25 protein-coding genes, 2 tRNA genes and 1 pseudogene are annotated in these 24,669 nt (G+C 70.9%); 9 read left to right on the top strand and 19 right to left on the bottom strand.

Annotated features, from left to right (window positions below; genetic code table 11):
- Positions 1 to 206: 206 nt before the first annotated feature.
- From ACLVWQ_RS08365 to ACLVWQ_RS08350, 4 genes are all read right to left on the bottom strand, one after another.
- Entirely contained in the window at positions 207 to 596 is a 390-nt protein-coding gene (locus ACLVWQ_RS08365) for a roadblock/LC7 domain-containing protein (RefSeq protein WP_414107589.1), read from the bottom strand.
- A gap of 49 nt (positions 597 to 645) precedes the next feature.
- Positions 646 to 894 carry a hypothetical protein gene (locus ACLVWQ_RS08360; RefSeq protein WP_414107588.1) on the bottom strand — a complete coding sequence of 83 codons (249 nt, stop codon included), beginning with the start codon at positions 892 to 894 and terminating at the stop codon, positions 646 to 648.
- A gap of 452 nt (positions 895 to 1,346) precedes the next feature.
- The gene (locus ACLVWQ_RS08355; RefSeq protein WP_414107587.1) at positions 1,347 to 2,267 is read right to left on the bottom strand and encodes a DUF4388 domain-containing protein; all 921 of its coding nucleotides are present in this window, start codon (positions 2,265 to 2,267) and stop codon (positions 1,347 to 1,349) included.
- A complete protein-coding gene (locus ACLVWQ_RS08350) occupies positions 2,264 to 2,629 on the bottom strand; it encodes a hypothetical protein (protein WP_414107586.1) in 366 nt (121 codons plus the stop codon). The genes ACLVWQ_RS08355 and ACLVWQ_RS08350 overlap by 4 nt, the downstream gene beginning before the upstream one ends.
- Before the next feature lie 161 nt (positions 2,630 to 2,790).
- Here ACLVWQ_RS08350 and ACLVWQ_RS08345 point away from each other — a divergent pair, with 161 nt between their 5' ends.
- The gene (locus ACLVWQ_RS08345; RefSeq protein WP_414107585.1) at positions 2,791 to 3,156 is read left to right on the top strand and encodes a hypothetical protein; all 366 of its coding nucleotides are present in this window, start codon (positions 2,791 to 2,793) and stop codon (positions 3,154 to 3,156) included.
- 178 nt (positions 3,157 to 3,334) lie between these two features.
- Here ACLVWQ_RS08345 and rsrA read toward each other — a convergent pair whose 3' ends face one another.
- The 4 genes from rsrA to ACLVWQ_RS08325 form a co-directional block, all read right to left on the bottom strand.
- Positions 3,335 to 3,664 (bottom strand): mycothiol system anti-sigma-R factor, encoded by a 330-nt coding sequence (gene rsrA / locus ACLVWQ_RS08340; protein WP_414107584.1) that lies wholly within the window; start codon positions 3,662 to 3,664, stop codon positions 3,335 to 3,337.
- A complete protein-coding gene (sigR, locus tag ACLVWQ_RS08335) occupies positions 3,661 to 4,341 on the bottom strand; it encodes an RNA polymerase sigma factor SigR (protein WP_414107822.1) in 681 nt (226 codons plus the stop codon). The genes rsrA and sigR overlap by 4 nt, the downstream gene beginning before the upstream one ends.
- Before the next feature lie 278 nt (positions 4,342 to 4,619).
- Positions 4,620 to 5,411 (bottom strand): alpha/beta family hydrolase, encoded by a 792-nt coding sequence (locus tag ACLVWQ_RS08330; protein WP_414107583.1) that lies wholly within the window; start codon positions 5,409 to 5,411, stop codon positions 4,620 to 4,622.
- A gap of 1 nt (position 5,412) precedes the next feature.
- The gene (locus tag ACLVWQ_RS08325) at positions 5,413 to 6,228 is read right to left on the bottom strand and encodes an SOS response-associated peptidase (RefSeq protein WP_414107582.1); all 816 of its coding nucleotides are present in this window, start codon (positions 6,226 to 6,228) and stop codon (positions 5,413 to 5,415) included.
- 50 nt (positions 6,229 to 6,278) lie between these two features.
- Between ACLVWQ_RS08325 and ACLVWQ_RS08320 the strand changes: the two genes are divergently transcribed.
- The 4 genes from ACLVWQ_RS08320 to ACLVWQ_RS08305 all read left to right on the top strand — a co-directional run bounded on the left by ACLVWQ_RS08320 (position 6,279) and on the right by ACLVWQ_RS08305 (position 10,156).
- Positions 6,279 to 7,001, top strand: coding sequence for a M50 family metallopeptidase (locus tag ACLVWQ_RS08320; protein ID WP_414107581.1), 723 nt, complete (start codon positions 6,279 to 6,281; stop codon positions 6,999 to 7,001).
- Between the two features lie 320 nt (positions 7,002 to 7,321).
- Positions 7,322 to 8,638, top strand: a complete 1,317-nt coding sequence (gene aroA / locus ACLVWQ_RS08315) for a 3-phosphoshikimate 1-carboxyvinyltransferase (protein WP_414107580.1) — start codon at positions 7,322 to 7,324, stop codon at positions 8,636 to 8,638.
- A 16-nt stretch (positions 8,639 to 8,654) separates the two neighbouring features.
- Complete coding sequence (rsgA, locus tag ACLVWQ_RS08310; protein WP_414107579.1) at positions 8,655 to 9,665, top strand: ribosome small subunit-dependent GTPase A; 1,011 nt, start codon at positions 8,655 to 8,657, stop codon at positions 9,663 to 9,665.
- A 167-nt stretch (positions 9,666 to 9,832) separates the two neighbouring features.
- Positions 9,833 to 10,156 carry a DMT family transporter gene (locus ACLVWQ_RS08305; protein WP_055507014.1) on the top strand — a complete coding sequence of 108 codons (324 nt, stop codon included), beginning with the start codon at positions 9,833 to 9,835 and terminating at the stop codon, positions 10,154 to 10,156.
- 74 nt (positions 10,157 to 10,230) lie between these two features.
- On the opposite strand, the gene ACLVWQ_RS08300 is transcribed toward ACLVWQ_RS08305, so the two are convergent.
- On the bottom strand, positions 10,231 to 10,842 hold the full coding sequence (locus ACLVWQ_RS08300) for a TetR/AcrR family transcriptional regulator (RefSeq protein ID WP_414107578.1): 612 nt from the start codon (positions 10,840 to 10,842) through the stop codon (positions 10,231 to 10,233).
- 376 nt (positions 10,843 to 11,218) lie between these two features.
- Here ACLVWQ_RS08300 and hisN point away from each other — a divergent pair, with 376 nt between their 5' ends.
- Together hisN and ACLVWQ_RS08290 are read left to right on the top strand one after the other, a co-directional pair.
- The gene (gene hisN / locus ACLVWQ_RS08295; RefSeq protein WP_414107577.1) at positions 11,219 to 12,019 is read left to right on the top strand and encodes a histidinol-phosphatase; all 801 of its coding nucleotides are present in this window, start codon (positions 11,219 to 11,221) and stop codon (positions 12,017 to 12,019) included.
- A 133-nt stretch (positions 12,020 to 12,152) separates the two neighbouring features.
- Complete coding sequence (locus ACLVWQ_RS08290) at positions 12,153 to 12,545, top strand: cyclic nucleotide-binding/CBS domain-containing protein (RefSeq protein WP_414107576.1); 393 nt, start codon at positions 12,153 to 12,155, stop codon at positions 12,543 to 12,545.
- A gap of 131 nt (positions 12,546 to 12,676) precedes the next feature.
- Here the strand turns inward: ACLVWQ_RS08290 and ACLVWQ_RS08285 are convergent, their stop codons facing one another.
- Positions 12,677 to 14,146: a catalase gene (locus tag ACLVWQ_RS08285; RefSeq protein ID WP_414107575.1), complete on the bottom strand. Its 1,470-nt coding sequence runs from the start codon at positions 14,144 to 14,146 to the stop codon at positions 12,677 to 12,679.
- A gap of 155 nt (positions 14,147 to 14,301) precedes the next feature.
- Here ACLVWQ_RS08285 and ACLVWQ_RS08280 point away from each other — a divergent pair, with 155 nt between their 5' ends.
- Positions 14,302 to 14,718 carry a Fur family transcriptional regulator gene (locus ACLVWQ_RS08280; protein ID WP_414107574.1) on the top strand — a complete coding sequence of 139 codons (417 nt, stop codon included), beginning with the start codon at positions 14,302 to 14,304 and terminating at the stop codon, positions 14,716 to 14,718.
- A 119-nt stretch (positions 14,719 to 14,837) separates the two neighbouring features.
- On the opposite strand, the gene ACLVWQ_RS08275 is transcribed toward ACLVWQ_RS08280, so the two are convergent.
- The 5 genes and pseudogenes from ACLVWQ_RS08275 to ACLVWQ_RS08255 form a co-directional block, all read right to left on the bottom strand.
- Positions 14,838 to 14,911: transfer RNA gene (locus tag ACLVWQ_RS08275), tRNA-Met, on the bottom strand.
- 55 nt (positions 14,912 to 14,966) lie between these two features.
- Positions 14,967 to 15,161: pseudogene (locus ACLVWQ_RS08270) on the bottom strand (cobyrinic acid a,c-diamide synthase); the annotation flags it as partial.
- Positions 15,130 to 17,001, bottom strand: coding sequence for a sel1 repeat family protein (locus ACLVWQ_RS08265; RefSeq protein ID WP_414107573.1), 1,872 nt, complete (start codon positions 16,999 to 17,001; stop codon positions 15,130 to 15,132). The pseudogene ACLVWQ_RS08270 and the gene ACLVWQ_RS08265, both read right to left, overlap by 32 nt.
- A 308-nt stretch (positions 17,002 to 17,309) precedes the next feature.
- Positions 17,310 to 17,383: transfer RNA gene (locus ACLVWQ_RS08260), tRNA-Met, on the bottom strand.
- Between the two features lie 44 nt (positions 17,384 to 17,427).
- Positions 17,428 to 20,439, bottom strand: coding sequence for a UPF0182 family protein (locus ACLVWQ_RS08255; RefSeq protein ID WP_414107821.1), 3,012 nt, complete (start codon positions 20,437 to 20,439; stop codon positions 17,428 to 17,430).
- A 137-nt stretch (positions 20,440 to 20,576) separates the two neighbouring features.
- On the opposite strand from ACLVWQ_RS08255, the gene ACLVWQ_RS08250 reads away from it, so the two are divergent.
- Entirely contained in the window at positions 20,577 to 21,134 is a 558-nt protein-coding gene (locus ACLVWQ_RS08250; protein ID WP_414107572.1) for a PPA1309 family protein, read from the top strand.
- Between the two features lie 199 nt (positions 21,135 to 21,333).
- Here ACLVWQ_RS08250 and ACLVWQ_RS08245 read toward each other — a convergent pair whose 3' ends face one another.
- The 4 genes from ACLVWQ_RS08245 to ACLVWQ_RS08230 form a co-directional block, all read right to left on the bottom strand.
- On the bottom strand, positions 21,334 to 22,428 hold the full coding sequence (locus ACLVWQ_RS08245) for a PDZ domain-containing protein (RefSeq protein ID WP_414107571.1): 1,095 nt from the start codon (positions 22,426 to 22,428) through the stop codon (positions 21,334 to 21,336).
- 69 nt (positions 22,429 to 22,497) lie between these two features.
- Complete coding sequence (locus ACLVWQ_RS08240; RefSeq protein WP_414107570.1) at positions 22,498 to 22,662, bottom strand: hypothetical protein; 165 nt, start codon at positions 22,660 to 22,662, stop codon at positions 22,498 to 22,500.
- A gap of 134 nt (positions 22,663 to 22,796) precedes the next feature.
- Positions 22,797 to 23,258, bottom strand: coding sequence for a molybdenum cofactor biosynthesis protein MoaE (locus ACLVWQ_RS08235; RefSeq protein ID WP_414107569.1), 462 nt, complete (start codon positions 23,256 to 23,258; stop codon positions 22,797 to 22,799).
- A 154-nt stretch (positions 23,259 to 23,412) separates the two neighbouring features.
- Positions 23,413 to 24,576: an SDR family oxidoreductase gene (locus ACLVWQ_RS08230; protein WP_414107568.1), complete on the bottom strand. Its 1,164-nt coding sequence runs from the start codon at positions 24,574 to 24,576 to the stop codon at positions 23,413 to 23,415.
- Positions 24,577 to 24,669 lie beyond the last annotated feature (93 nt).

The following is a 24,669-nucleotide window of genomic DNA, read 5'->3' as shown; positions in this document are numbered from 1 at the left end:
CGGCCGGCACAAGCCCCGTACAGGCTTCGGGACATGGACGATAGGGCGGCGGGGAGCGGCTCGGGGGAGGCATGGACGGATTCACCGGGCCGACGGGAGCAGATTCGCCCGTTCGAGTGAGCTACGCGCTCGTCCGAGGCCACGCGCCTCTCCGTGGTCGAACGCTCGTACGACGACCGCGCGGCGCGGCCTGTCCGGTCAGGGGTTCACTGCGCGACGTCGGCCGCGAGCGCCTTGCTCAGCTGCTCCACCGTGGCGGGCGACTCCCGTTGGAGCGTGGCAAGGTCGAGGCCGTCGTCCCCCATGACGGTCAGCAGCGCCCGGTCGCCCACGGCCATCACGATGACGTGGCCCGAGCCGCACCTGGCGACCACCTCGCGCAGCGCTCCGACGCCGGTCTGGTCGGCCATCCGGCGGCCCACACCGAGGGTCGCGGCGGCGAGCGCGGCGACGGACTCGGCGTGGGAGGAGTCCGTGTCGGCGACGACGAGGAGGCCGTCCGCCGTGGACAGAACGCTCTCGGAGACCCCCATCACCCGGTCGCGCAGAGAGGTCAGGATCTCGGTGAGGGGGTTGGGCGTCGACGTGTCGCTCATGGCGCTCCTTGCTGCGTGCATGGGTGGTCGTGGTGCGGCCGGAGCGGCGTCAGCCGGATTCCGGAAGTTCTCTCAGGCCCTGGCGGACCCGGCGCAGCATGTCGAGGGAGGGCTGGTCGGCGGCCAGTTGCTCGGCCGACAGCATGGGCAGGACGACGGCCGCCGCCCTCGCGGATCCGTCGGCCCCCGCCCGGTCGCCGCCGTTCCGCGCCGCACCGGAGCCGTCACCCGCACCGGCGGAGGCCGCACCCCGTACGGGCAGCGGCGGCGGCCGGTCGACGGCGGGCGCCGTGGGCACGGCAGGCGCGGCGGGCGCCGCAGGTGCCGCAGGTGCCGCAGGTGCCGCAGGTGCCGCAGGTGCCGCAGGTGCCGCAGATACGACGGACGCCGCAGGTGCCGCAGGTGCCGCGGATACGACGGGCGCCGCAGGTGCGGCGGGTCCAGCAGGCCCATCCGAGCCCTGCACTCCGTCCGGGGTCGGTGGGTCGTCCGGGGTCGGCACCCCGTCCGGCGCCGACGGATCGACCGCGGTCCGCACCCCGTCCGACCCCTGCGAGCCGTCCTGGGCCCGTGCCGCGTCCGGGCTCGGCGTGGCCTCCGCCGGGCCCGGTTCCGGTCGCGGTCCCGCGCCCGGAACGGGGCCAGGTGTGCCCTTCGTCGGCCGCGGAGCGCCCCGCTTCGCCGCCCGCCGGGCCTCCGCGCCCGTACCGCCCCGTCGAAGACGTTTCGCCGCCCGACGTCTGCTGGAACTCACAAGCCCCCGTGCCCCCCGTTCGGTCCCGTGGGAGAGGCATCCGCTCCCTCTCCCCCAGCGGGCCCCTGCCCCTGGGCCTCACCCGGCCGCGGCACCCCACCGCGCGTACGCCTCGGCAACGGTGCCGCCGTCGGGGCGGAGCCGGCCGGCGTGGGTCGCGCCCGCGGCACGTCCGGGGCGCCCGCGGCACGTCCCGGCAGCACCCGCGGCGCGGTGCTCGGCCGCCCGTCCGACGGGCCACCCGTCTCCCACCGGATCAGCTCCTGCGCCTCCAGGCGGGTGAGGTCCAGCATGATCGCGTACAGCCCGCGCCCGAGCGTGAAGGCCATGTCCCGTGCGGTACGGCGCCCGTTGACGGTGCTCAGCACGGCCCGGTGGCGGTCCGACAGACCACGGCGCAGCCCGGCGTCCGGAACCGGCACGGGCCGTGTCCGGGCGAGTTCTCCCGGCGCGCCCCATGCGCCGGAGAGCCGCACGATGCGCCGGGTGGTCTCCTCGGTCAGCCGCCGGGGCGTCACACCGGGCCCGCCGACGAGGGTGGGCTCCGGGTCGCCCAGGGTCCAGCCTCCCGGCGGGCCGATCGACATGGCGAAGGCGGCGTCGAACACCGAGGCGGTGCACACGACTTCCAGCTCGGTGGCGCCGATCAGGCCCGCCGCGACCAGGTGCGCGCCCAGCCGGTCCGTGTCGCGCTCCGCCGCGTTGGCGGCCAGCCAGGTCTCGTCGTCGACGCGGCCCGGGGTGAGCAGCACGGACGTGGCGGTCGGGGCGCCCGGCGACTCGACGGCGGCGATCAGGCCCCGCCTCAGGTGAATCGTTCCGCCTGGGGAACCGGAGACCCGCACGGTGCCGCTGTGGCCCTCCTCGTGCAACCCCTGCAGAAGCGCGGGCAGATTGCGCGCCGCGGCTGTCGTCATGCGAGTACCTCGACGGCCCGGTCGGCCAGACTCCTGGTCGCGAGCGCCAGGTTGGTCCGCTCCCGGTCCATGCCCGCGGCCAGCAGCAAGGGGTCGCCGGCCGGCCGCTCGACGGCGAGCAGCACCTGATGGCGCCGCGTGCTGGTCATGATCACGCTCTCCAACTCCCCCTCGGCGCCCGCCCGCCCCAGCCGTTCGACGATGAGGGCCGCGAGTTCTGCGCACTCGGCGCCGTCTCCGGCCTCGTCGGCGTCCCCGGCCACCCCGTAGGTGAGACCGGTGACCGCGTCGACCAGGGCGACGCCGGTGATCCCGGGGGAGTCGAGAAGCCGGACCAGGGAGGCGTCAACGGCTGTCGTCATTTCCCCGTTCCCCCTTACACGTCTTGACGTCGCACACTACTTTGAGCTTCAACTTACGCACCAGGCATCATATTTTGTATTTTGTGACGCACTACCCGCTTGTGTTCGATCGTAGTTGTACAGACAACGACCGGACAGCGTCACCGAGGAATTGGGGCAGCATGAACATCGAGACCGCGCTCAAGGAAGCCATGTCCGTGGAAGGTGCCATCGGCGTCTCCCTCGTCGACTACGAGAGCGGCATGGCGCTCGGCACGCTCGGCGGCGGACCGTCGCTCGACCTGGAGCTCGCGTCGGCGGGCAACACCGAGGTGATGCGCGCGAAGATGCGGACGCTCTCCTCGCTGGCCATGGATGACGTCATCGAGGACATCCTGATCACGCTGGGCAAGCAGTACCACCTGATACGGCCGCTCACCTCAAGCGGCGGCACGCTCTTCCTGTACCTCGCGCTCGACCGGGGCCGCAGCAACCTGGCGCTGGCCCGGCACAGCCTGAAGAGGATCGAGAGCGCGCTGGACGTCTGACACCGGGCCGGCCCAACCGGTACGGACCGGTCCGGGTCACGGCCGGTACGGGTCACGGCTGGTACGGGTCACGCGACGCCCAGAAGCCGGACCGGGTCGACCGGTCCGGCGTCGTGGGTGGCCTCCGGAGGTTCTGCGTTCCCGTCCGGGGCGGTGGGCGTGGGGCGCTCCGGCGTTGTCAGCCCTCGGCGGCGGCGCCACCGCGGGCGTCCGCGGTGGTGGCGGTACTGATCTCGTGCTCGGGCACGGCCTGCCCCGAGCGGATCAGATCGATGCGCCCCATGACCTTCGCCCGCAGGTCGGTCGGTACGTCGTCCTGACCGCAGCACCGCTTGACGAGCTTCTTCACGGCCTGCTCCAGGCCGTACTTCTCGAGACACGGGGAGCACTCCTCGAAGTGCACCTCGAACTTGGTGCAGTCAGCGTCGGGCATCTCGTGGTCGAGGAACTCGTAGAGATGATCGAGTACTTCACTGCAGTCCGTCTCGTGCGGCTCTCCGCAGCTCATGAGCCCGAGCCTTTCGTTCCGTCCGACTCTCCGGCGCCCGCAGGGACCAGGCCGCGGTCCTTGGCGTAGTCCTCGAGCATGCCGCGCAACTGACGGCGGCCCCTGTGCAGGCGGGACATCACCGTTCCGATGGGTGTCCCCATGATGTCCGCGATCTCCTTGTACGCAAAGCCCTCGACGTCAGCGAGATAGACGGCGATGCGGAATTCCTCGGGGATCGCCTGCAGCGCGGCCTTGACGTCCGAGTCGGGCAGGTGGTCGAGCGCCTGTGACTCGGCGGAGCGCAGACCGGTCGACATGTGCGACTCGGCACGCGCCAGCTGCCAGTCCTCGATCTCCTCGGCGGCGGACCGCTGGGGCTCGCGCTGCTTCTTGCGATACGAGTTGATGAAGGTGTTGGTGAGGATCCTGTACAGCCACGCCTTGAGGTTGGTGCCCTCACGGAACTGGTGGAAGGACGCGTACGCCTTGGCGTACGTCTCCTGCACCAGGTCCTCGGCGTCGGCCGGGTTCCGCGTCATGCGCAGCGCGGCCGAGTACATCTGGTCGAGGAACTCCAGCGCGTCCCGCTCGAAGCGCACGTTGCGCTCGGCGGTGGACTCGCTGCTGCCCGTGTCCTCGGGCTGCTCCGCCTGGCCGTTTTCGGTCCCTGCGTCGGTCCCTGTGACCGGACCCACCTCCTCCAGAGTCTGGGCAGGGCCGAAACCGGTCCCACCTGCTTCGGAGAATAGACGACCGGTGGTCACGGCGGCTTGCCGATCCGGTCCGCCCGCCGCCCGGACCGGGGCGGTCTTCGCCGCGTGCAGCACCGACCACTCCAGGTCAGCGGTGCTGCCACGACTCGGGCAGATGGTCGAACCCATGCGGCGGACTTCCTCTCGTGCGACGTCTCACAGCACACCTTCCGTGCTGTCTGATCCGCACAACAGTGCTCCGAGCCTCAGCATTCCCGGGGTCACCCGAGTGACAAGAGCCACTTCAGGACACCGTCCGTGACAACCGCCAGGGCCTGGTCCTGATCGACGGGGGCCCGCTTGGGCACGGCGAACCCGTGGTCGCCGTACTCCACCTCGACCAGCTCGTACGAGCCCTGCGGGAACTCCTCCGGTCGGCCGAACGGGTCGTTGCCGCCCTGCACGACGAGCGTGGGGACCCCGGTGCCGAGCAGTTCGCCGGCGCGGGACTTCTCCGGTCTGCCCGGCGGGTGGAGGGGGAAGCTGAGCGCGAGGACCGCGTGCGCACCCAGTTCGGTGGCCGTACGGCAGGCGACGCGGGCTCCGGCACTGCGGCCGCCCGACACCACGGGGAGCCCTGGTCCCGTGAGCGCCGGCCACAGACCGCGCCATCCCGCGTCCAGTGTCTTCGGCGCGGGTGCCAGCTTCTTGCCCGCCACCCGCCAGGGCTGTTCGACGAGGGCCACGGTCACTCCGTGCGCGGGCAGTTCGGCGGCGAGGGCCCGCAGATCGCGCGCCTCGATCCCGCCGCCGGCGCCGTGGCTGACGGCCAGCACGAGCCGCTCCTGCTGCGCCGCCCCGACCGGTCCGCCCGCCCCGCCTGGACCGCTTGAACCGCTTGAACCGCTTGTCGTGCCTGCCGTGCCCGACGTACTCGCCGTACCGGCCGTGCCCGTCGTGCCGGTCCCGCCCGTCGTGCCCGGCTTCGCCGCCCGGTGCCAGGTGACACGGGCCGGGCCCGCGTCGGTCTCCACCGTCTCCACCGTCTCGATGATCTCCGTCACATGCGTCACGTCAGAAGAGTGTGCCCTCCTCGGGCCCCTCCAGCTCCTTCAGCAGCTCCGGGCCGTTGTTGCGGACGTTGCTCACGGCCGTGGACACGGGATACGCCCGCATCAGCCCCTCCGGCGGCGGCGCGAGCAGGGAGCGCAGCTCGTCGACGTCCGTGCGGGACGGGTCGAGCCAGGCGTCCCAGCGGTCCGGGGTGAGCATGAGCGGCATCCGGGGGTGGATGTCGGCGAGGGAGCGCGGACCCTCCTTCGGGGCGACCGCGAGCGGGGAGGCCTCCGCCTCCGTGGTGATGACGGAGCAGGTCACCCGCCAGGCCAGCGGGTGGTCGTCGGGCAGCGTCCGGTCGCGCCAGAACTCGTAAAGACCGGCCATCGCGAAGACGGAGCCGTCGGCGGGGAGCACGAAGTACGGCTGTTTGCGGGGCCGCTTCTTCTTGCCCTCGACCTCCAGGCCGCGCTCGCCGGTGCCGGTCACCCACTCGTAGTAGCCGTCGGCCGGGACGACACAGCGCCGGGAGGTGAAGGCCCGCCGGAACGAGGGCTTCTCGTGGACGGTCTCGGCGCGGGCGTTGATCATCCGGGCGCCGCCCTCGGGCGTCTTGGACCAGGAGGGGATCAGCCCCCACTTGAGCCGGCGCAGCTGCCGAACCGGTCCAGGGTCTGCCGCGTCTTTGAGAGGGCGGTCCAGGACCACGTAGACCTCTTTGGTCGGAGCCACGTTGAAATCGGGGTCCAGAGCCTCCTCCGGGTCCCACTTCTCGATCTCAAAGACTCCTGCGAGATCCTCGGGTCCACGACTGGCCGCATACCGTCCGCACATACGTGCAACACTGCCAGATTCCATAAGCGCCAAGGGAGCCGAACCAGACAATGGACAGCACCGCAGCCACCTCGCTGACCACCCTCTGGGACGAGGTCTTCGGGAGCCAGCCCGACCCGGACACCTGGGTCGTGGTCGCCACGATGGCCGCCGCGCTCGCCGTGATCGTCCCGCACCCGCTGTGGCGGCTGTCACGCAACGCCATCACCATCGCCCACGAGGGCGGCCACGGTCTGATCGCGCTGGTCACGGGCCGCAGCCTCGACGGCATCCGGCTGCACTCCGACACCAGCGGTCTCACCGTCAGCCGCGGCAAGCCGACCGGCCTCGGCATGATCCTCACGGCGGCGGCGGGCTACACGGCTCCCCCGCTGCTCGGTCTCGGCGGCGCGGCGCTGCTGGCCGCCGGGCACATCACCGCGCTGCTCTGGCTGGCCACGCTGCTGCTCCTGGCCGTCCTCGTGATGATCCGCAACGCGTACGGCGCGCTCACGGTCCTCGTCACCGGCGCCACGTTCGTGGTGGTGTCCTGGCTGTGCGGCCCCCAGGTGCAGGCGGCCTTCGCGTACGCCGTCGTGTGGTTCCTGTTGCTCGGCGGGGTCCGCCCGGCCTTCGAGCTCCAGGCGAAGCGCACCCGCGGCGGAGCGGGCGACTCGGACGCGGACCAGTTGTCCCGCCTGACCCACGTCCCGGCGGGCCTGTGGCTGTTCCTGTTCCACGCGGTGTCGCTGTGCTCCCTGATAGGCGGCGGCAGGTGGCTGCTGGCGCTGTGAGGCACGGCCCTCTTCTTTCGGGGGCGCGGAGACCGCCCGACAAGCCACCCCGACGGGCCACAGCGCACCCGCGTCTCGGAGGCACGGAGAACCGCGCAACAACCCACGGCGCACCCGCTTCTCGGGGCCACGGGGAACCGCGCAACAAGCCACAGCGCACCCGCCTCTTGGGGGCGCGGGGAACCGCGCAACAAGCCACGGCGCACCCGCTTCTCGGGGGCGCGGGGAACTGCGCAACAAGCCACGGCGCACCCGCAGCCGACACACACCCGCTCTTCCCGGCCAAACGCAGCAGAGCGAACCCCCATTAAAGTGAGGGCATGCCCGTTAACCCCGCCCAAACCGCCCTCTGGCCCGCCCCGCACGCGAGCGGAGCCGTCACCGCGACGGTCCACGTGCCCGGGTCCAAGTCGGTCACCAACCGCGCGCTCGTCCTCGCCGCCCTCGCGGCCGAGCCCGGCTGGCTCCGCCGTCCGCTCCGTTCGCGCGACACCCTCCTGATGGCCGGTGCCCTGCGGGCGATGGGCGTCGGGATCGAGGAGGGCGTGGGCCCCGACGGGTCCGGCGAGGCATGGCGTGTCATCCCCTCGGGTCTGCGCGGCCCGGCCACGGTCGACGTGGGCAACGCCGGCACGGTGATGCGCTTCCTGCCGCCGGTCGCCGCGCTCGCCGACGGCCCCATCCGGTTCGACGGCGATCCCCGTTCCTACGAGCGCCCGCTGAACGGCGTGCTCGACGGCCTGCGCGCCCTCGGCGCCCGTATCGACGACGACGGCCGGGGCGCGCTGCCGCTGACCGTGCAGGGCGGCGGGGCCCTGGAGGGCGGCCCGGTGGCGATCGACGCGTCCTCGTCCTCGCAGTTCGTGTCGGCGCTGCTGCTGTCAGGACCGCGCTTCAACCAGGGCGTGGAGGTACGGCACACCGGCTCGACCCTGCCGTCCATGCCGCACATCCGGATGACCGTCGACATGCTGCGGTCGGTCGGCGCCCAGGTGGACACCCCGGAGTCGGGCGGCGAGCCGAACGTCTGGCGGGTCACCCCCGGCGCGCTCCTCGGCCGCGATCTGACGGTCGAGCCCGACCTGTCGAACGCCCAGCCGTTCCTGGCGGCCGCCCTGGTCACCGGCGGCACGGTCGTCGTCCCCGACTGGCCCGCCCGCACCACCCAGCCGGGTGACAGGCTGCGGGAGATCTTCACCGAGATGGGTGGTTCCTGCGAACTGACCGAGCGGGGGCTGGAGTTCACCGGTTCCGGTTCGATCCACGGCATCGACGTGGACCTGGGCGAGGTCGGCGAGCTGACCCCGGGCATCGCGGCGGTCGCGGCCCTCGCGGACTCCCCCTCGACGCTGAGCGGCGTGGCCCATCTGCGGCTGCACGAGACGGACCGGCTGGCCGCGCTCACCAAGGAGATCAACGAACTCGGCGGCGACGTCACCGAGACCGCCGACGGCCTCCGCATCCGCCCGCGCCGGCTGCACGGCGGGATCTTCCACACGTACGACGACCACCGCATGGCCACCGCGGGCGCGGTCATCGGCCTCGCGGTCGACGGCGTACAGATCGAGAACGTGGCGACGACGGCGAAGACACTGCCGGACTTCCCCGATCTGTGGACCGCAATGCTCGGGAACTGACGGGCGGACCGGGATCATGCGCCGATACGGCAAGCACACCGACGAGGACGACATCCCCTCGCGCCCGAACCGCAAGGGCAACCGCCCCCGGACCAATATCCGGCCCAAGCACGAGGACGCGGCGGAGGGCATGGTCGTCACCGTCGACCGGGGCCGGCTGACCTGCCTCGTCGAGGACCGCCTCATCTTCGCCATGAAGGCACGTGAACTGGGCCGCAAGGCGGCGGTCGTCGGCGATCAGGTGGCCATCGTCGGCGACCTGACCGGCAAGAAGGACACCCTCGCGCGTATCGTCCGCATCGCGCCGCGGACCTCGGTCCTGCGCCGCACGGCGGACGACGACGACCCGTACGAGCGAGTGGTCGTCGCCAACGCCGACCAGCTGGCCATCGTCACGGCCCTCGCCGACCCCGAGCCGCGCCCGCGCCTCGTCGACCGCTGCCTGGTGGCGGCGTACGACGGCGGCCTCTCCCCGCTCCTCGTCCTCACCAAGTCGGACCTCGCGCCCCCCGACGAACTCCTCGAGCTGTACGGGGCGCTGGGCGTCCCCTATGTCGTGACGAGCCGGGAGGAGCTGGAGAGCGGCGAGGCCGTGGCCCGCGTGCGCAAGCAGCTGGACGGCAAGATCACGGCGTTCGTCGGGCACTCGGGGGTCGGCAAGACGACGCTGGTCAACGCGCTCGTGTCGACGGAGCGGCGGCGGTCCACGGGTGTGGTCAACGCGGTCACCGGCCGCGGCAGGCACACCACGACCTCGGCGCTGGCGATCCCGCTGCCGGACGACGAGGGCTGGGTGGTCGACACGCCGGGTCTGCGGTCCTTCGGCCTGCACCATGTGGACCCGTCCCGGGTCATCAAGGCGTTCCCCGATCTGGAGCCCGGCACGGAGGGCTGTCCGCGCGCGTGCAGTCACGACGAGCCGGACTGCGCGCTGGACGCGTGGGTGGCCGAGGGGCACGCGGACCCGGCACGCCTCTACTCGCTGCGCCGGCTGCTCTCGACACGGGAGCGGCGCGAAGGCGACTGATCCACGCGAAGGCGACCGAATCCACGGTGCCGGATCCATGGGGACCGGATCCTCGCGCGACCGTGACCTCTGTGTTGTTTGCGTCCGGGTCACGACGGTAAAGGCATAATCGCACCAAGCCGGATCCAAGCGCGACGAAGCGGTCACGGAACGTGGGAGGGCATCACATGGCGTGGCTGCTGGTAGTCGTGGCGGGGTTCCTGGAGACGGGGTTCGCCGTCTGCCTCAAGCTCTCCCACGGCTTCACGAGACTCTGGCCGACGGTCGCCTTCTGCGTCTTCGCGCTGGGCAGCTTCGGCCTGCTGACCCTGTCCCTGAAGAAGCTCGACGTGGGCCCCGCCTACGCGGTGTGGACGGGCATCGGCGCGGCGGGCACCGCCATCTACGGCATGATCTTCCTCGACGACCTGGTGTCCACGCTGAAGATCGTCTCGATCTCGTTCGTGATCGTGGGAGTCATCGGCCTGCAGTTGTCGGGCTCGTCCCACTGAGTCGACCGGGCCGGCCGGTCCGGCTCGGTGGGACGAGTCCCCGCTCCGGCCGCGCGACGCGGGTCCACGCCGCGTCAGACCATGGACCGCACCGTGGCCAGCGAGTCCCGGACCAGTCCGGCCGTGCCGCCCTCTCCCGTCGGGGCCAGCACACACGACAGCCCCAGCCGCACCGCGAGTTCACAGGCCCGTGCCAGTTCCGCCGCCTCGGACTTCGACACTCCGGGCAGGGCCAGCGAGGCGACGGCCCTGTCCCGTACCAACGCCACGAAGTCGCCGGGCGAGGGCAGCGGCCCGTCGGCCCGCCGCTGGGACGGCACGGCCGAGGACGACGGCACGGCGGACAGGGTCAGCGAGGGCAGCCGCTCCCCCCAGCACCCCGTGAGCATCGCGCGCACCAGCGCGTTGCCCCGCGCCGCGGACGCCGTCCACTCGGCCGCCGCGGCCAGCCGTTCCCGGGGCTCGGAACGGCTCACCAGCGCCCGTTCCACGCCCGCGAGATAGGCGTCGGCCTCCCGCCGTACGAGCGCACGGGCGAGGCCCTCCTTGCTCCCGAACTCGTTGTAGAGGGTCTGCCGGGACACTCCTGCCACGGCGGCGACGTCCACCATCCGCACGGCGGACCACGGACGGCGGCCGAGCGCCGTGTAGGCGGCGTCCAATAGGGATTCCCGCGCTGCAGGCATCGTCGCCTCCCTGAGGGGATCGGCTCTGCGCATCAGAGTTGACGCGCGCGGGGGCACTGTCAAGGGTTCGCGACGGTACCGAAGGGGGCGCCTCGTACGCCGAGGGGGCGCGGGGGCGGAAAGGCGTGCGGCCGGGGCCTGTTCGGCACGCGGCCGGGCGGGCAGGCCGTCCGTGTCGGGCCGTCCGTGTGGGGCGGATGCGCGGTCGGCGCGCGCCCGATGCGTGACCGATGCGTGACCGGTGTGCGCTCCGTGTGCGCTCGGTGTGCGGATCCTTCGCGGGGGCGCCGCCGGCGACGGCCGGCCCGCGGTTTCGGTACGACCCCGGCCTCTCCCCCCGTATCCCGCGGAGCGGCTCGGCAGATACGGTTCACCCATGCCCGACTATCGCGATGACCTGCGCCTCGCCCATGTCCTGGCGGACGCCGCCGACGCCGCGACGATGGACCGCTTCAAGGCGCTCGACCTCAAGGTCGAGACCAAGCCGGACATGACACCGGTGAGCGAGGCCGACAAGGCCGCCGAGGAACTGATCCGCGGCCATCTCGGCCGGGCGAGGCCGCGTGACGCGATCCTCGGCGAGGAGTACGGGGTCGAGGGCACGGGCCCCCGCCGCTGGGTGATCGACCCGATCGACGGCACCAAGAACTACGTACGCGGCGTGCCCGTCTGGGCCACCCTGATCGCGCTGATGGAGGCGGTCGAGGGCGGCTACCAGCCGGTCGTCGGTGTGGTCTCCGCACCCGCGCTCGCCCGTCGCTGGTGGGCGTCGAAGGGCCACGGCGCGTTCACCGGCCGCAGCCTGTCGTCCGCGTCCCGGCTGAAGGTCTCCGAGGTGTCGCGCATGCGGGACGCCTCGTTCGCGTACTCCTCGCTGGGCGGCTGGGAGGAGCGCAGCCTGCTGGACGGGTTCCTGGACCTGACCCGCGAGGTGTGGCGCACGCGCGCGTACGGCGACTTCTGGCCGTACATGATGGTCGCCGAGGGTTCGGTGGACATCTGCGCGGAGCCCGAGCTGTCGCTGTGGGACATGGCGGCGACCTCGATCGTGGTGACGGAGGCCGGCGGCACCTTCACCGGACTGGACGGCCGCCCCGGCCCGCACAGCGGCAACGCGGCGGCATCGAACGGCATCCTCCACGACGAACTGCTGGGATACCTCAACCAGCGCTACTGAGACCGGCGCGCGCCCCGAACAGTCCGTGCGCGCCCTCTTGTTGACCCTCCCTTTGGCTGCGACTCTGAGAGTCCCCTCACTTGTGAACTTGTGAATCCGTTAACCAGCGGATTCGTAGGAGGTGGCTCCGTCCATGCTCGTCCGCGACGCCATGAGCACGGTGGTCCTCACCATCGGCCCCGCTCACACCCTCCGGAAGGCCGCCACGCTGATGGCCGCGCGCCGCATCGGCGCGGCCGTGGTCCTCGATCCCGACGACAGCGGGATCGGCATCCTCACCGAGCGCGACGTCCTCAACTCCATCGGCCTGGGCCAGGACCCGGACGCCGAGCGCGTCGGCGCCCACACGACCAACGACGTGGTGTTCGCCACCCCCACCTGGACGCTGGAGGACGCCGCTCAGGCCATGGCGCACGGCGGCTTCCGCCACCTCATCGTCCTGGACGGCGGCGAACCGGTCGGCATCGTCTCGGTCCGCGACATCATCCGCTGCTGGGCACCGCTTCGTCAGCCGGCCCCGGCCTGACGAGTCCGGAAGAGACACCTGACGCGGTCCCGAAGGGACAGCGGCCAGGCGGACGGGCAAGGCAAACGGGCCGGCCCCCCGGTGCGAGGGAGGCCGGCCCGCTCTCTACGGCAAACGTTCCAGTGCCGGTGTCAGCCGCGCAATGCCTGGACCGCGGCTTCCAGCCGCTTGCCGAAGTCTCCGTCGGCCTGACGGAAGTTGCCGATCGCACGCTCGGCGATGTCGTCGCGCGAGACCTTGGCGATGAAGCCCGCCAGGTTGTCGATCAGGCGCTCCTTCTCCCCCTCGGACATCAGCCGGTAGAGGGTGCCCGCCTGTACGAAGTCGTCGTCCTCGGCGTGCGAGGGGGCCTCGCCGTTGCCGGTGACACCGGTGACCTGGGTGCTCTGCCAGAGCGGCCTGTCCGTCTGGACGGGCCCGCCGAAGCTGTTCGGCTCGTAGTTCTTCGCACCGCCGTGGCGGCCGTCGTACAGGAAGCCGTCACGCGAGTGGGTACGCGCCTCGGTGGCGTGCGGACGGTTCACCGGCAGGTCGGCGGCGTTGACGCCGACGCGGTAGCGGTGCGCGTCGCCGTACGCGAAGAGGCGGCCCTGGAGCATCTTGTCGGGCGAGGGCCCGATACCCGGCACGAAGTGCGCGGGGCTGAAGATGGACTGCTCGACCTCCGCGAAGACGTTCTCCGGGTTGCGGTTGAGCTCCAGCCTGCCGATCTCGACCGGCGGGTAGTCCTCGTGCGGCCACACCTTCGTCAGGTCGAACGGGTTGAAGCGGTAACCGGCCGCGTCGGCCGCCGGCATGATCTGCACCTGCACGGTCCAGGACGGGAAGGCGCCGCTCTCGATCGACTCGCGCAGGTCGCGCTGGTGCGAGTCGGGGTCGAGCCCGGAGACGTTCACGGCCTCCTCGGTCGTGAGGTTCTTGATGCCCTGGTCGGTCTTGAAGTGGTACTTGACCCAGAAGACCTCGCCGGCCTCGTTGTTCCACTGGTAGGTGTGCGAGCCGTACCCGTTCATGTGGCGGTACGAGGCGGGGATGCCGCGGTCGCCGAAGAGCCAGGTCACCTGGTGCGTCGACTCGGGCGAAAGACCCCAGAAGTCCCACACGTTGTCGGCTTCCTGGGAGCCGGTGTACGGGTCGCGCTTCTGCGTGTGGATGAAGTCGGGGAACTTGATGGCGTCCTTGACGAAGAACACCGGGGTGTTGTTGCCGACGAGGTCGTAGTTGCCGTCCTCGGTGTAGAACTTCAGCGCGAAGCCACGCGGGTCACGGACGGCGTCGGCCGAGCCGAGGTTGCCGGCCACGGTCGAGAAGCGCAGGAAGGTCTCGGTCTGCTTGCCGACCTCGGAGAGGAACGCGGCGCGCGTCCACCGGGAGACATCACGGGTGAGCGTGAACGTGCCGTAGGCGGCGGCGCCACGGGCGTGCACCACCCGCTCCGGTATGCGCTCGCGGTTGAAGTGGGCGAGCTTCTCGAGCAGGAGCTGGTCCTGGACGAGTACGGGGCCGCCGGTGCCCGCGGTCTCGCTGTTCTGGTTGTCGGCCACCGGCGCGCCGGCCTCCGTCGTAAGCGGTCCCTGCGTCACGTGCGCCTCCTGCGTCATTGCCTCGCCAGTCCTGCCTGCGATCTGTCCTTCTACCTGTCCTGTCCTTCGGCCAAAGCCGAGCTCGATCCTACAATAGACAATGTCTAAGTCAAGCAGGGCTCCAAAGTCACACCTATTCAGAATCTGGTCGAGTAGCTGTTAAGCTCTGTCATATGAGCGACCTGTTGGAACGACTGCGCGGACGCGGATGGCGCATGACCGCTCAGCGGCGTGTCGTGGCTGAGGTACTGGACGGCGACCACGTCCACCTGACGGCCGACGAGGTCCACTCACGCGCTGTCGTGAAGCTTCCGGAGATCTCCCGGGCGACCGTCTACAACACCCTGGGCGAGCTGGTCTCGCTCGGCGAGGTGCTGGAGGTCGCCACGGACAAGCGCGCGAAGCGGTACGACCCGAACGCCCACCAGCCCCACCACCACCTGGTCTGCGCCCAGTGCGGCGCGATCAAGGACGTGCATCCGGGCGGCAACCCGCTGGCGGACCTCCCCGACTCCGAGCGCTTCGGCTTCACGGTGTCGGACGTAGAGGTGACGTACCGGGGCGTGTGCCCGAACTGCGCGGCGGCCTGAGCCGACCGCCCGTCCCGCCTCACCTTGCCTCGCCCCGAGGAAGCCCCGGGGCACCGGCCTCTCCGCACCGAGAAACACCGAAGGCCCGGAACCATTGGTTCCGGGCCTTCGGTCTTCAGTAGCGGGGACAGGATTTGAACCTGCGACCTCTGGGTTATGAGCCCAGCGAGCTACCGAGCTGCTCCACCCCGCGTCGACAAACTGAACACTACGTCACCCCGCCGACCAGCGCAAATCCCATTTCCGGGCCGCCATCTCAGCCCGTCCGGCGCTTGAGGACGAGGCCGTCCAGGCCCGATGCGGGGGTGGTCCGGGGGCGCAGCCCTCAGGGACGGAACGGGCAGGGGCGGCGGAGGCGAGAAACCCAATCCCCCGCCCAACCGCCCCGACCGCCCCAGCCGAGCGGCAGCGTCACGCGGACAGCTCCTCCCGCAACGCGTCCCGCAGCCGAGCCGCCCGCTCGGACACTTCCCCCGGCCCGAGCGACACCGCCCGGTCGGCCCACCGCTGCCCCTCCACAAGCTCCCCACGACGCGCGTAGACCAGAGCCAGCCGCAACGCCGCCCGCCCGTGCCCCGCGTCGGCGGCCCGAGCCCACCACAGGGCGGCCTCCGGCTCGCTTCCCTCCCGGGCCAGCAGCAGCCCCAGGTTGAACGCCCCGTTCCGGGACCCCGCCTCCGCGGCCTCCCGGTACCACCGGGCCGCCTCCACGACGTCCCCACGGGCGGACGCCAGCATCCCCACCCGCACCTGGGCCCGCCGGTGCCCCTGGGACGCGGCCCGCTCGTACCACTCCTCGCACTCGCTCTTCTCGGTGGTCGGCTCCCCCAGCTCGTGCGCGGGCGTGGGCGGGCGCCGCGCGTCGAGCACGGTCGCCAGCCGGTAGGCGCCCTCCGCACTGCCGCCGCCCGCCGCGCACCGGAGATGCCGCTCGGCGGCTCCCTCGTCGCCGTCCCGCAGCCGCGCGATGCCCACCTGGAGCGCCGCGTCGCTGTGTCCGGCGGCGGCGGCCCGCTCGTACCACCGCAGCGCCGTCACGTCCTCGCCGCGCCCCGCGTACAGGATCCCCAGGTTGAACGCGGCGTCGACGCTGCCGGCCTCCGCGGCCTTGGAGAACCACGGCTCGGCCCCCGCGGCGTCGCCGACCTGGAGCAGCAGGATGGCCAGGGCGTTCGCCGCCTCGCGGTGTCCCGCGTACGCCGCCCGCCGGTACCACTGCTCGGCCTGGGCGGTGCGTGCCTGCTCGGAGCAGAGCAGCCCGAGGTTGTACGCGCCGTTCACGTCGCCCGCGTCCATCGCCGCCCGGTACCACCGCTCGGCGGTCTGCGTCTCGCCCCGCTCGGCGTGCAGCGCGCCCAGCGCGTTGGCGGCGTTCCCGTCTCCGTCCTGAGCGGCCCGCAGCCACCACACCGCCGCGCTCTCGGTGTCACCCGCGTCCCGCAGCAGGAACCCCAGCGCGCAGGCGGCCCGCGCCTCGCCGTCCTTGGCGGAGGTCAGGTACCAGCGCCCCGCCTCCCGCAGCTCCCCGCGCTTCTCCAGGATCGCCCCGAGGTGCAGCGCGGCCCGGCGGTGGCCACGTGCGGCCGCCTGCCGGTACCACTGCTCGGCCACCTCACCGACGGCCTCCGCGGCACCCTTTCCGGAGCCTGCGCCGGTGCCGGTGCGAGTGCCGACGCCGGTACCCGTGCCAGTGCGCGGGCCGGCGTCCGGCGCGGTCCCGTCCGCCTGCGCGGTCGTCCGGTCGAGCGCCCGCGCGAGCCGGTACGCCGCCTCGCGGTGCCCCCGCTCGGCGGCCGCACGCATCCAGCCCTCGGCGCGGGCGTCGCCGCGGTGCTCCAGGAGATCGGCGAGCGCGTACGCGCCCAGGGAGTGGCCCTGCTCGGCGGACTGGCGCAGCCAGTACTCGGCGGCGGGCTCGTCGCCGCGCTCACGGTGGTGGCGCCCCAGGGCGTGCGCGGCGGCCGCGGAGCCCGCGACGGCGGCGATCCGCCACCATCCGGCCGCCTCCTCCGCGTATCCGCGCTGGTGCAGGAGGACACCGAGGTTGTTGGCGGCGGCCCGGTCGCCGGCCGCGGTGGCAGCACGCAGCTGCGGCTCGGCTCCGTCGAGATCACCGCGGCGGAGCAGCATGGCTCCGAGGACGCTCATGGCCTCGGCGTCGCCCTTTTGCGCGGCGAGCCGTTGACGAGCCTCCTCCACAGCCTCACCGGTCTCGTCCCGGTCGGAAGGCTGCACAAACCGCCCTGTCTCCAACAGAGTTGCCTTGTCCCCCATAACGTCCATCGTCGCACCACCTGCAACCTGGGTACACCTGGTATACCGCAGCCAGTGAGGTCACTTCAGCGTTTTGTCGACATGCCCACAGAGAGACAAGTGAAACACAGATCGCACAACTCCCTCCGCCCTGCGCGGCCTTCACCGCGGCAGCACTGTTGACCGAAGTGCGTTCCCGCACGGACCGCTGACGTACCGCTGTTGACGGCCCGCCGGAATCCGGGATCCCGCGCGCGACCCCGCGCACACGGCCGCATACGGTTCCGCGCACGCAGAAGGACCCGGATCCTTGGAGGATCCGGGTCCTTCAACTTCAGTAGCGGGGACAGGATTTGAACCTGCGACCTCTGGGTTATGAGCCCAGCGAGCTACCGAGCTGCTCCACCCCGCGCCGTTGTGTTCAAACCGTACCACGGCGCGAGGGGGGCTCCTGACTCAGCTGCTGTCGGGGCTCTTGTCGCTGCTGGGACTGCTACTGGGACCGCCGCTCGGTTTGCCGCTCTCCTCGGTTTCCTTGTCGGCACTCTTGTCGGCGTTCTTGTCACCGGCGGCGCTGGGTTTGCTGCTGCCGCCTGTCTTCTTGTCGGCCGCGTCCTGTGCGTCCTCGGCCCGCTGGAGCGCCTTCTCAAGATCCTTCTGCGCCGTTCCGTACGCCTCCCAGTCGCCCTTCTTGAGGGCTTCCTGGCCCTGTTCGAAGGCCTTCTGGGCGTCGTCGAGCGCTTCCTGGACCGTGGGGTCGCTGGATGTCGGCGGCGGGGTCGTCGTATCGCCCTCGTCCGGTGGCTCCTCGGTGGAACCGTCCGCTCCGAAGACCTTGTTGAGCGCCTCGTCCAGCGTGTCCTCGAAGGCCGTCGCGCCTCCGTAGGTGACCAGCACCTTCCGCAGCAGCGGGTACTTCAGCCCGCCACCGCGTACGTAGACGGGCTCCACGTAGAGCAGGCCCCCGTCGAGCGGCACCGTCAGGAGGTTGCCGTACTCGACTTCCGAGTCACCACCTCTGAGGAGCCTGATCGACTCGGCGATGGACGGCTCGGAGTTGAACTGGCTCTGCACCCGTTTGGGTCCGTCGACCGTTCTGCCGGTGGGCAGTTTCAGGATGTTGATCTTGCCGTAGTCGCTGGTGCCGGCTTCGGCGTTGACCGACATGAAGGCGCTCAGGTTGTCGCGGCCGTTCGGTGTGAGCGTCGTCGTCAGGGAGAACGCCTGGGACTGCTCCCCCGGCATCTTCATGCTGAGGTAGTACGGCGGAACCGCGTTGCCCGACTTGTTGGTCGGGTCGTCCGGCACCTGCCACACCTCGCTGCCGCTGAGGAACGTCTCCGCGTCCTTCACGTGGTAGCGGGTCAGCAGCTCGCGCTGGACCTTGAACAGGTCCTGCGGGTAGCGCAGGTGGTCCAGGAGGGCCTGCGGGATGTCGCCCTTCGGCTTCACCGTCCCGGGGAAGGCCTTCTTCCAGGTCTTCAGGACCGGGTCCTTGGTGTCCCACTCATAGAGCGTGACCTTGCCGGAGTACGCGTCGACGGTCGCCTTCACCGAGTTGCGGATGTAGTTGACCTGGTTCTGCTGGGCCACCACCGCACGCTGGTTGTTGGCGGCGGTCAGCGAGTCGGCCGTCGTGTCGCCGAGCGTGGTGCGCGAGGCGTACGGGTAGCCATTGGTGGTCGTGTACGCGTCGACGATCCACTCGATCTTCCCGTCGACGACCGCCGGATAGGCGTCACCGTCGATGGTCAGCCAGGGGGCCACCGCCTCGACGCGCTCCTTGGGCGTGCGGTTGTAGAGGATCCGCGAACCCTCGCCGATCGCACCGGAGTAGAGGATCTGCGGCTCGCTGAACGCGGCTGCGTACGCCGCGCGGTTGACCGGGTTCGAGAGGTTGACGCCGCTCTTGCCCTTGTAGCTGGTCGTCTTCTCGCCGGTGTCGTCGGAGTAGTCGATCTCCTTCTGGGGACCGCCGACGATCGAGTACTGGCTGGTCTTCTCGCCGTAGTAGATCCGCTGCTCGTAGTCCCCGCCGCCGAGCCCGCCCTTGGACGGCAGGTCGTACTCGGTGAACTCCGGGCGTCCCTCGGCGTCGGCGTTGGTGCCCTTGGCCGCGACCACTCCGAAGCCGTGCGTGTAGCGGAAGTGGTTGTTGATCCAGTTGCTCTTCGGGATGCCCTGGAGGTTCAGCTCGCGCAGACCGATGACGGTGTCCTGGTCCTTGCCGTCCTTGCTGTAGCGGTCGACGTCCAGGTTCGACGGGAACGCGTAGTAATTACGGACCTGCTGGAGCTGCTGGAACGTGGGCGAGACGACGTTCGGGTCCAGGAGCCTGATGCTCGCGGCGCCGTCGGCGTCGTCGCGCAGCTTGGTCTTGTCCTTGGTCGTGCTCGCGCCCGCGTACTCGGTGACCTCGGTGCCGTTGATCCCGTACGCGTCACGGGTCGCCTTGAGGTTCTTCTCGACGTACGGCGCTTCCTTGGCCTGCTCGTTCGGCTGGACCTGGAACTTCTGGACGATCGCCGGGTACAGACCCCCGATGAGGATCGCCGAGAGCACCATCAGACCGAAGCCGATGACGGGCAGCTGCCAGGTACGCCGCCACAGGGTGGCGAAGAACAGCAGGGCGCAGATGACCGCGATGCAGAAGAGGATCGTCTTGGCCGGCAGGTAGGCGTTGGCGTCGACGTACCTGAGGCCCGTCCAGTTGCCGGTCGCCTTGAAGTCACTGGACTTCACCGCGAGCCCGTACCGGTCGAGCCAGTACGCGACGGCCTTCAGGGCGACGAAGACGCCCAGCAGCACCGACAGATGGCCGGTGGCCGCCGCCGTGGCACGCGCTCCGGGACTGGTGACGCGCAGCCCGCCGTACAGGTAGTGCGTCAGCGCGGCGGCGATCAGGGAGAGGATCGCGGCCGCGAAGCCGAAGCCCAGCATGAAGCGGTACCAGGGCAGGTCGAAGGCGTAGAAGGACACGTCCAGGTGGAACTGGGGGTCCTTCTGGTTGAAGGGCACTCCGTTCACCCACATGAGCCATGTGCGCCACTGGCCGGCCGCGGAGGCGCCCGCGATCAGCCCGACCAGCGAGGTGATCCCGAGCAGGATCCACTTCTTGTACGGGGCAACGCTCATGCGGTAGCGGTCGAGGCTCTGCTGCTCCATCGACATCGCGCTGAGCGGTGGCCGCAGCCGGTGGGCCAGCCAGATGTTCACTCCGACGGCCACGGCCATCAGGAGTCCGAAGACGAAGAACAGACCGATCTTGGTCCACAGGGTGGTCGTGAAGACGGAGGAGTACTTCACCGACCGGTACCAGAGCCAGTCCGTCCAGAACCCCGCGAACATGACGAAGGCCATGGCCAGCACGGCCAGTACGCCCAATGTCATGAGCAGGGTCCGAACACGCCGGGACGGTCGGCCCACTCTCATCCGCGGCCCTGTCGGGCCTCCGCCGCGGTCCGGCATCTGGAAAGCCAAGGTGCGCACCTCGAAGTTCGCTGTTGGAATCTGGGGGCCCCGCAAACGCCGGGCCACATCTATGCAACTTACTGATGCTTTACTCGGTTCCCGCTTCGGGGGCCGAACGAGGCAGGATTGTGACCATGTCCAACACCTCCACCTCAGGCACCCCCCTGGCGGCCGGTCCCCTCACCCGCGCCGTCCTCGAGATCGACGAGTACGTCTCGGGGCTCGGCTGGGACCAGCCCGCCCGGCTCTTCGCCCTCGTCGACACCACCCGACTGCGCTCCCAGGAACCGGGGATCGCCGACCGTCTGGGTCTGACCGAAGACGTGCCCGCGGGCACCCTCACCCCTATTGAGCAGGACGAACTTCCGGCGGGCAGCCCGTTGGACGAGTTCCTCGGCACCATCGCCTGGCCCGACGCGGTGGTCGGCTGCGCGCTGTCCGTGGAGCGGCTGATGCTGCCGCCGTCCGCGGAGGCGTCCGTTCCGGACGGCCTCGACGAGCAGCGGCTGGCGAAGTGGGTCGCCGAACATCCGGAGCGCCAGGAGGTCCGGATGACCGTGGCGGTGCTGCGTGACGGCAAGCGTGATTCGGCGCTGCGGCTGCGCGAGAAGGACGCGGCGACCGACGTCCTGACCGGGTCCGACCTCGTACCGGGGCTGGCCGAGGCGCTCACGGCGACGTTCGAGGAGTAGTCCGGGGGCGGCGGGGCCGCACGGCCTGCCGGTGCGTCAGCGCGGGCGGCGGAACAGACGCCGGAGCGGACGTCGGAGCGGACGCCAGGCCCTGTGACAGGGGTGGCAGGGGGTGATGCGCCTCCTGCCGCCCGGTACCGGAAGCCGGTGCCGCTTCCGGTACCGACTTCCGGTACCGGCTCCTGGCTCAGCTCTCGATTCAGCTCTTGGTGCATTTCGGCAGCCCGGCCGTGTCGCCGCCGCGGATGTCCTTGAGGGCGCTCACCGCGTCGTCGATGGTGTCCACCTTGACGAGCGTGAGCCCGTCGGGGACGTCCGCGGCGGCGGCCGCGCAGTTGTCCTTCGGCGTGAGGAAGTACTGGGCGCCCTTGGACCTGGCGCCGACCGTCTTCATCTCGATACCGCCGATCGGGCCCACCTTGCCGTCGTCGTCGATGGTGCCGGTGCCGGCGACGAACTTGCCGCCGGTGAGGCTGCCCGGGGTCAGCTTGTCGACGATGCCGAGGGCGAACATCAGACCGGCGCTGGGGCCGCCGACATCGGCGAGCTTGATGTCGATGGTGAACGGGAAGGTGTGGTCGGTCCCGGCCGAGATCCCGACTATCGCGCGGTCCTCACCGTCGTCGTCGGACTTGGCGGTGGTGATCGTGACGTCCTCGGTCCTGGTCGCCGTCTTGTTCTCCTTCTCGGCGGCGGCCTGTTCCTTGGCGGGCACAATCGTGAAGACGACCTTCTCACCGGGCTTGTGCTCGGTGACCAGCTTCGCGACGTCGCCGGGTGCCTTCACCTTCGTGCCGTCGACGGCCTTGATCACGTCACCGGCGTGCAGCCGGCCCTCGGCGGGCGTGTCCTTGACGACGGTGGAGACGATGACCCAGGACTTCACCGGGACGTCGATCTCCTTGAGGGCCGCGACCTTGGCGCTCTCCTGGGACTGGTTGAACTCCTCGGCGTTCTCCTGCGTCGACTGCTCCTCCGTCTTGCCGTCGGGGTAGAGCGTGTCGTGCGGGACCACCTTGTTGTCGTGTGCCAGCCAGCCGTAGACGGCTTCGACGAGGTTCATGTTGTAGTCGGCGCTGGTGACCCGGACGGTGGTCATGTTCAGATGACCGCTCGTCGGATAGGTCTTGCGGCCGGCGATCTGGAGCACCGGCTCGCCGTCGTGCTCGCCGAGGGTGTTCACCGTCGGACCCGGTGACATCTCCGAGTACGGCACTTTGATGAAGACTCCCGCGCACAGGAGCGCGATCAGCATCAGGGTGGAGGCGAGCATCGTCGCGGTGCGGCGTGGCATGGAACGACAGTACGGGACCGCACTGTCAACGCGCCGTCGGGGCCGCCCGTCCGAGGGTCCGACGGCCGGTCAGGCGTCCAGGTGGGACTTCTCCATGGCCTCGCGGAAGCGCGTGTAGCCCGCGAGTTCGTGGCCGTCGCCGATGGTCTTGCGGTTCCGTCCGGCCCAGCTGCCCCAGGCTCCGGCACCGACCGCGGCGAACAGCGGAATCAGCAACCAGGCGAGCGCCGCCATGCCGTCCTCCCAACCCCATGAGCCATCACAACTGACTGATCAGCAGATTAACCATCTGCTTGTTCAACGCTCGCGGCAGGGGTCGGGTTACGCAACCGGAGGCCCGGACGGGTGAGACCGGTGGGCCGGTGGGGTCAGCAGGCGCCGACCCATTCCTCGGTACCGTCGGAGAACGTCTGGTGCTTCCAGATCGGGACCTCGTGCTTCAGGTCGTCGATCAGCTTCCGGCAGGCCTCGAAGGCCTCCCCCCGGTGCGGGCAGGAGACGGCGACGACCACGGCGAGATCACCCACGCGCAGATCGCCGATCCGGTGCACGGCGGCGAGCGCCCGCACCGGGTACTCCGCGACGACCTTCTCCGCGACCCGCCGCATCTCGGCCTCGGCGCTGGGGTGGCAGGAGTACCCGAGGGCGTCGACGTCCGCGCCCCCGTCGTGGTTGCGCACGGTCCCCACGAAGAGCGCGGTCCCTCCGGAGGCGTCGTCGCCCACGGCCCGGAAGACCTCGTCCAGGGAGAGGTCCGTCTCCCGAATCGCCAGAAGCTTGATGGGATCCTGTGCGGCCTGCTCACCGGGATGGTCGTTCATGGGTGCCATACCCCCATCGTGCCCCACCCCGTCAGCCGCACGGAACAGCCGTTCCCACCGACTGTTCCCACCGGCACGCGTGCGGGCACGCGCGCGTGCCCGACGGCGGCGGGTCGGGAGAGCGGCGGGAGAGCGGAGGGCGACCGCCGCCCCGCCACCGCGGTCAGATCCGGCGCCGGGCCTTGCGCGCCCGCCGTACCAGCGCGGCCGTGCCGAGCAGGGCGACCGTCGCCCCCGCGGCTCCCGCGGCGGTGGCGTCCTTGCGTCCGAGCCGGCGTCCGGCCACGGTGTGCCGTCCGGCGACCTCGCCCAGGAGTTCGGCGAGGACCTCCTCGTTGGTCCACTGGGGGCGCCATCCGGCGTCGTGCAGCCGGCTCCCGCTGACCACCCAGGGGTACATCGTGTAGGCCAGGTCCCCGGCCGGCGACGGGGTGAGCCCGATCCGGTGGAGCCTGGCCGCGGCTCCCAGGGCGACGGCGGACGGCAGCTCCATCCGGCGGATCCCGCTGAGCTCCTCGACCTCCTCCTGCTCCAGCCATCCGTCGCAGCCGACGGCCAGCTCCCCGTCGACCTTCTCCAGGGCGGCGTACTCGAGAGCCACGCACAGGTCCTCGACGTGGCAGAACTGCCAGGCGGGCCGGGAACCCGCGACGACCAGAAGGCGAGGCGACTCGAAGTACCTGGTCAGCGCGGTGTCGGTGCCTCCGACGAGCACGGCGGGGCGTACGACGGTGACGTTGAGCCCGGGATGGGCGCGCGGCGCCCGCCGGGCCAACCGCTCGACCTCCAGCAGGTCCCCGACCCCGGTGGCCTCGGCGGTGGCCCGCAGCTCGGCGTCCTCGGAGAGGGGCAGCTCGTTGTCGGGCAGCGCTCCGTAGACCATGGCGGACGTGCACAGCACGACGCGGTGGACCCCGGCGGCCGCTGCGGCGGTCAGCACGGTCTGGGTGCCCCGCACGTTGTACGCCGTACGCGCCGCCGGATCCGTCTCGAGATCGAGGTCGAGCGCGAGATGCACCACGACGTCCGCCCCGCGCAGTTTCTCGGCGATGGCCGGGTCACGGACGTCCAGGATGTGCCACTGCGCGTCCGCGCACTCGCCACGCCGCTCGTCGATGGCGATGACCTGCTTGATCTCGTCGCTGGCGGCGAGCCGCTCGGTGAGCAGCGCGCCGATCCCGGCGGCGGCACCGGTGATCGCGACGACGGGACCTCGCACGGCGGGCGTCCTGTCCGCACGCGACACGGACGGTGCGGGCCGATGTTCGGGCGACGGGTGGGTTGAGGGGTTTCGCGCTGCGCGAACCTGTGGATCTGGGGAACTCACCGGGCGTCTCCAGCGGTTGTCTTCAGTAAGAACGCGCGTGACGCGTACGTACCAGGTGGCATCCATCCTGCCGCAGCCGCCGAGTCGGCGACG

Origin of the sequence: Streptomyces sp. CWNU-52B, assembly GCF_047444975.1 — a bacterium.
In the GTDB taxonomy this organism is placed as follows: Bacteria; Actinomycetota; Actinomycetes; order Streptomycetales; family Streptomycetaceae; genus Streptomyces.
The sequence above is the reverse complement of the archived record's forward strand: the minus strand, read 5'-3'. Positions and strand labels throughout refer to the sequence as shown.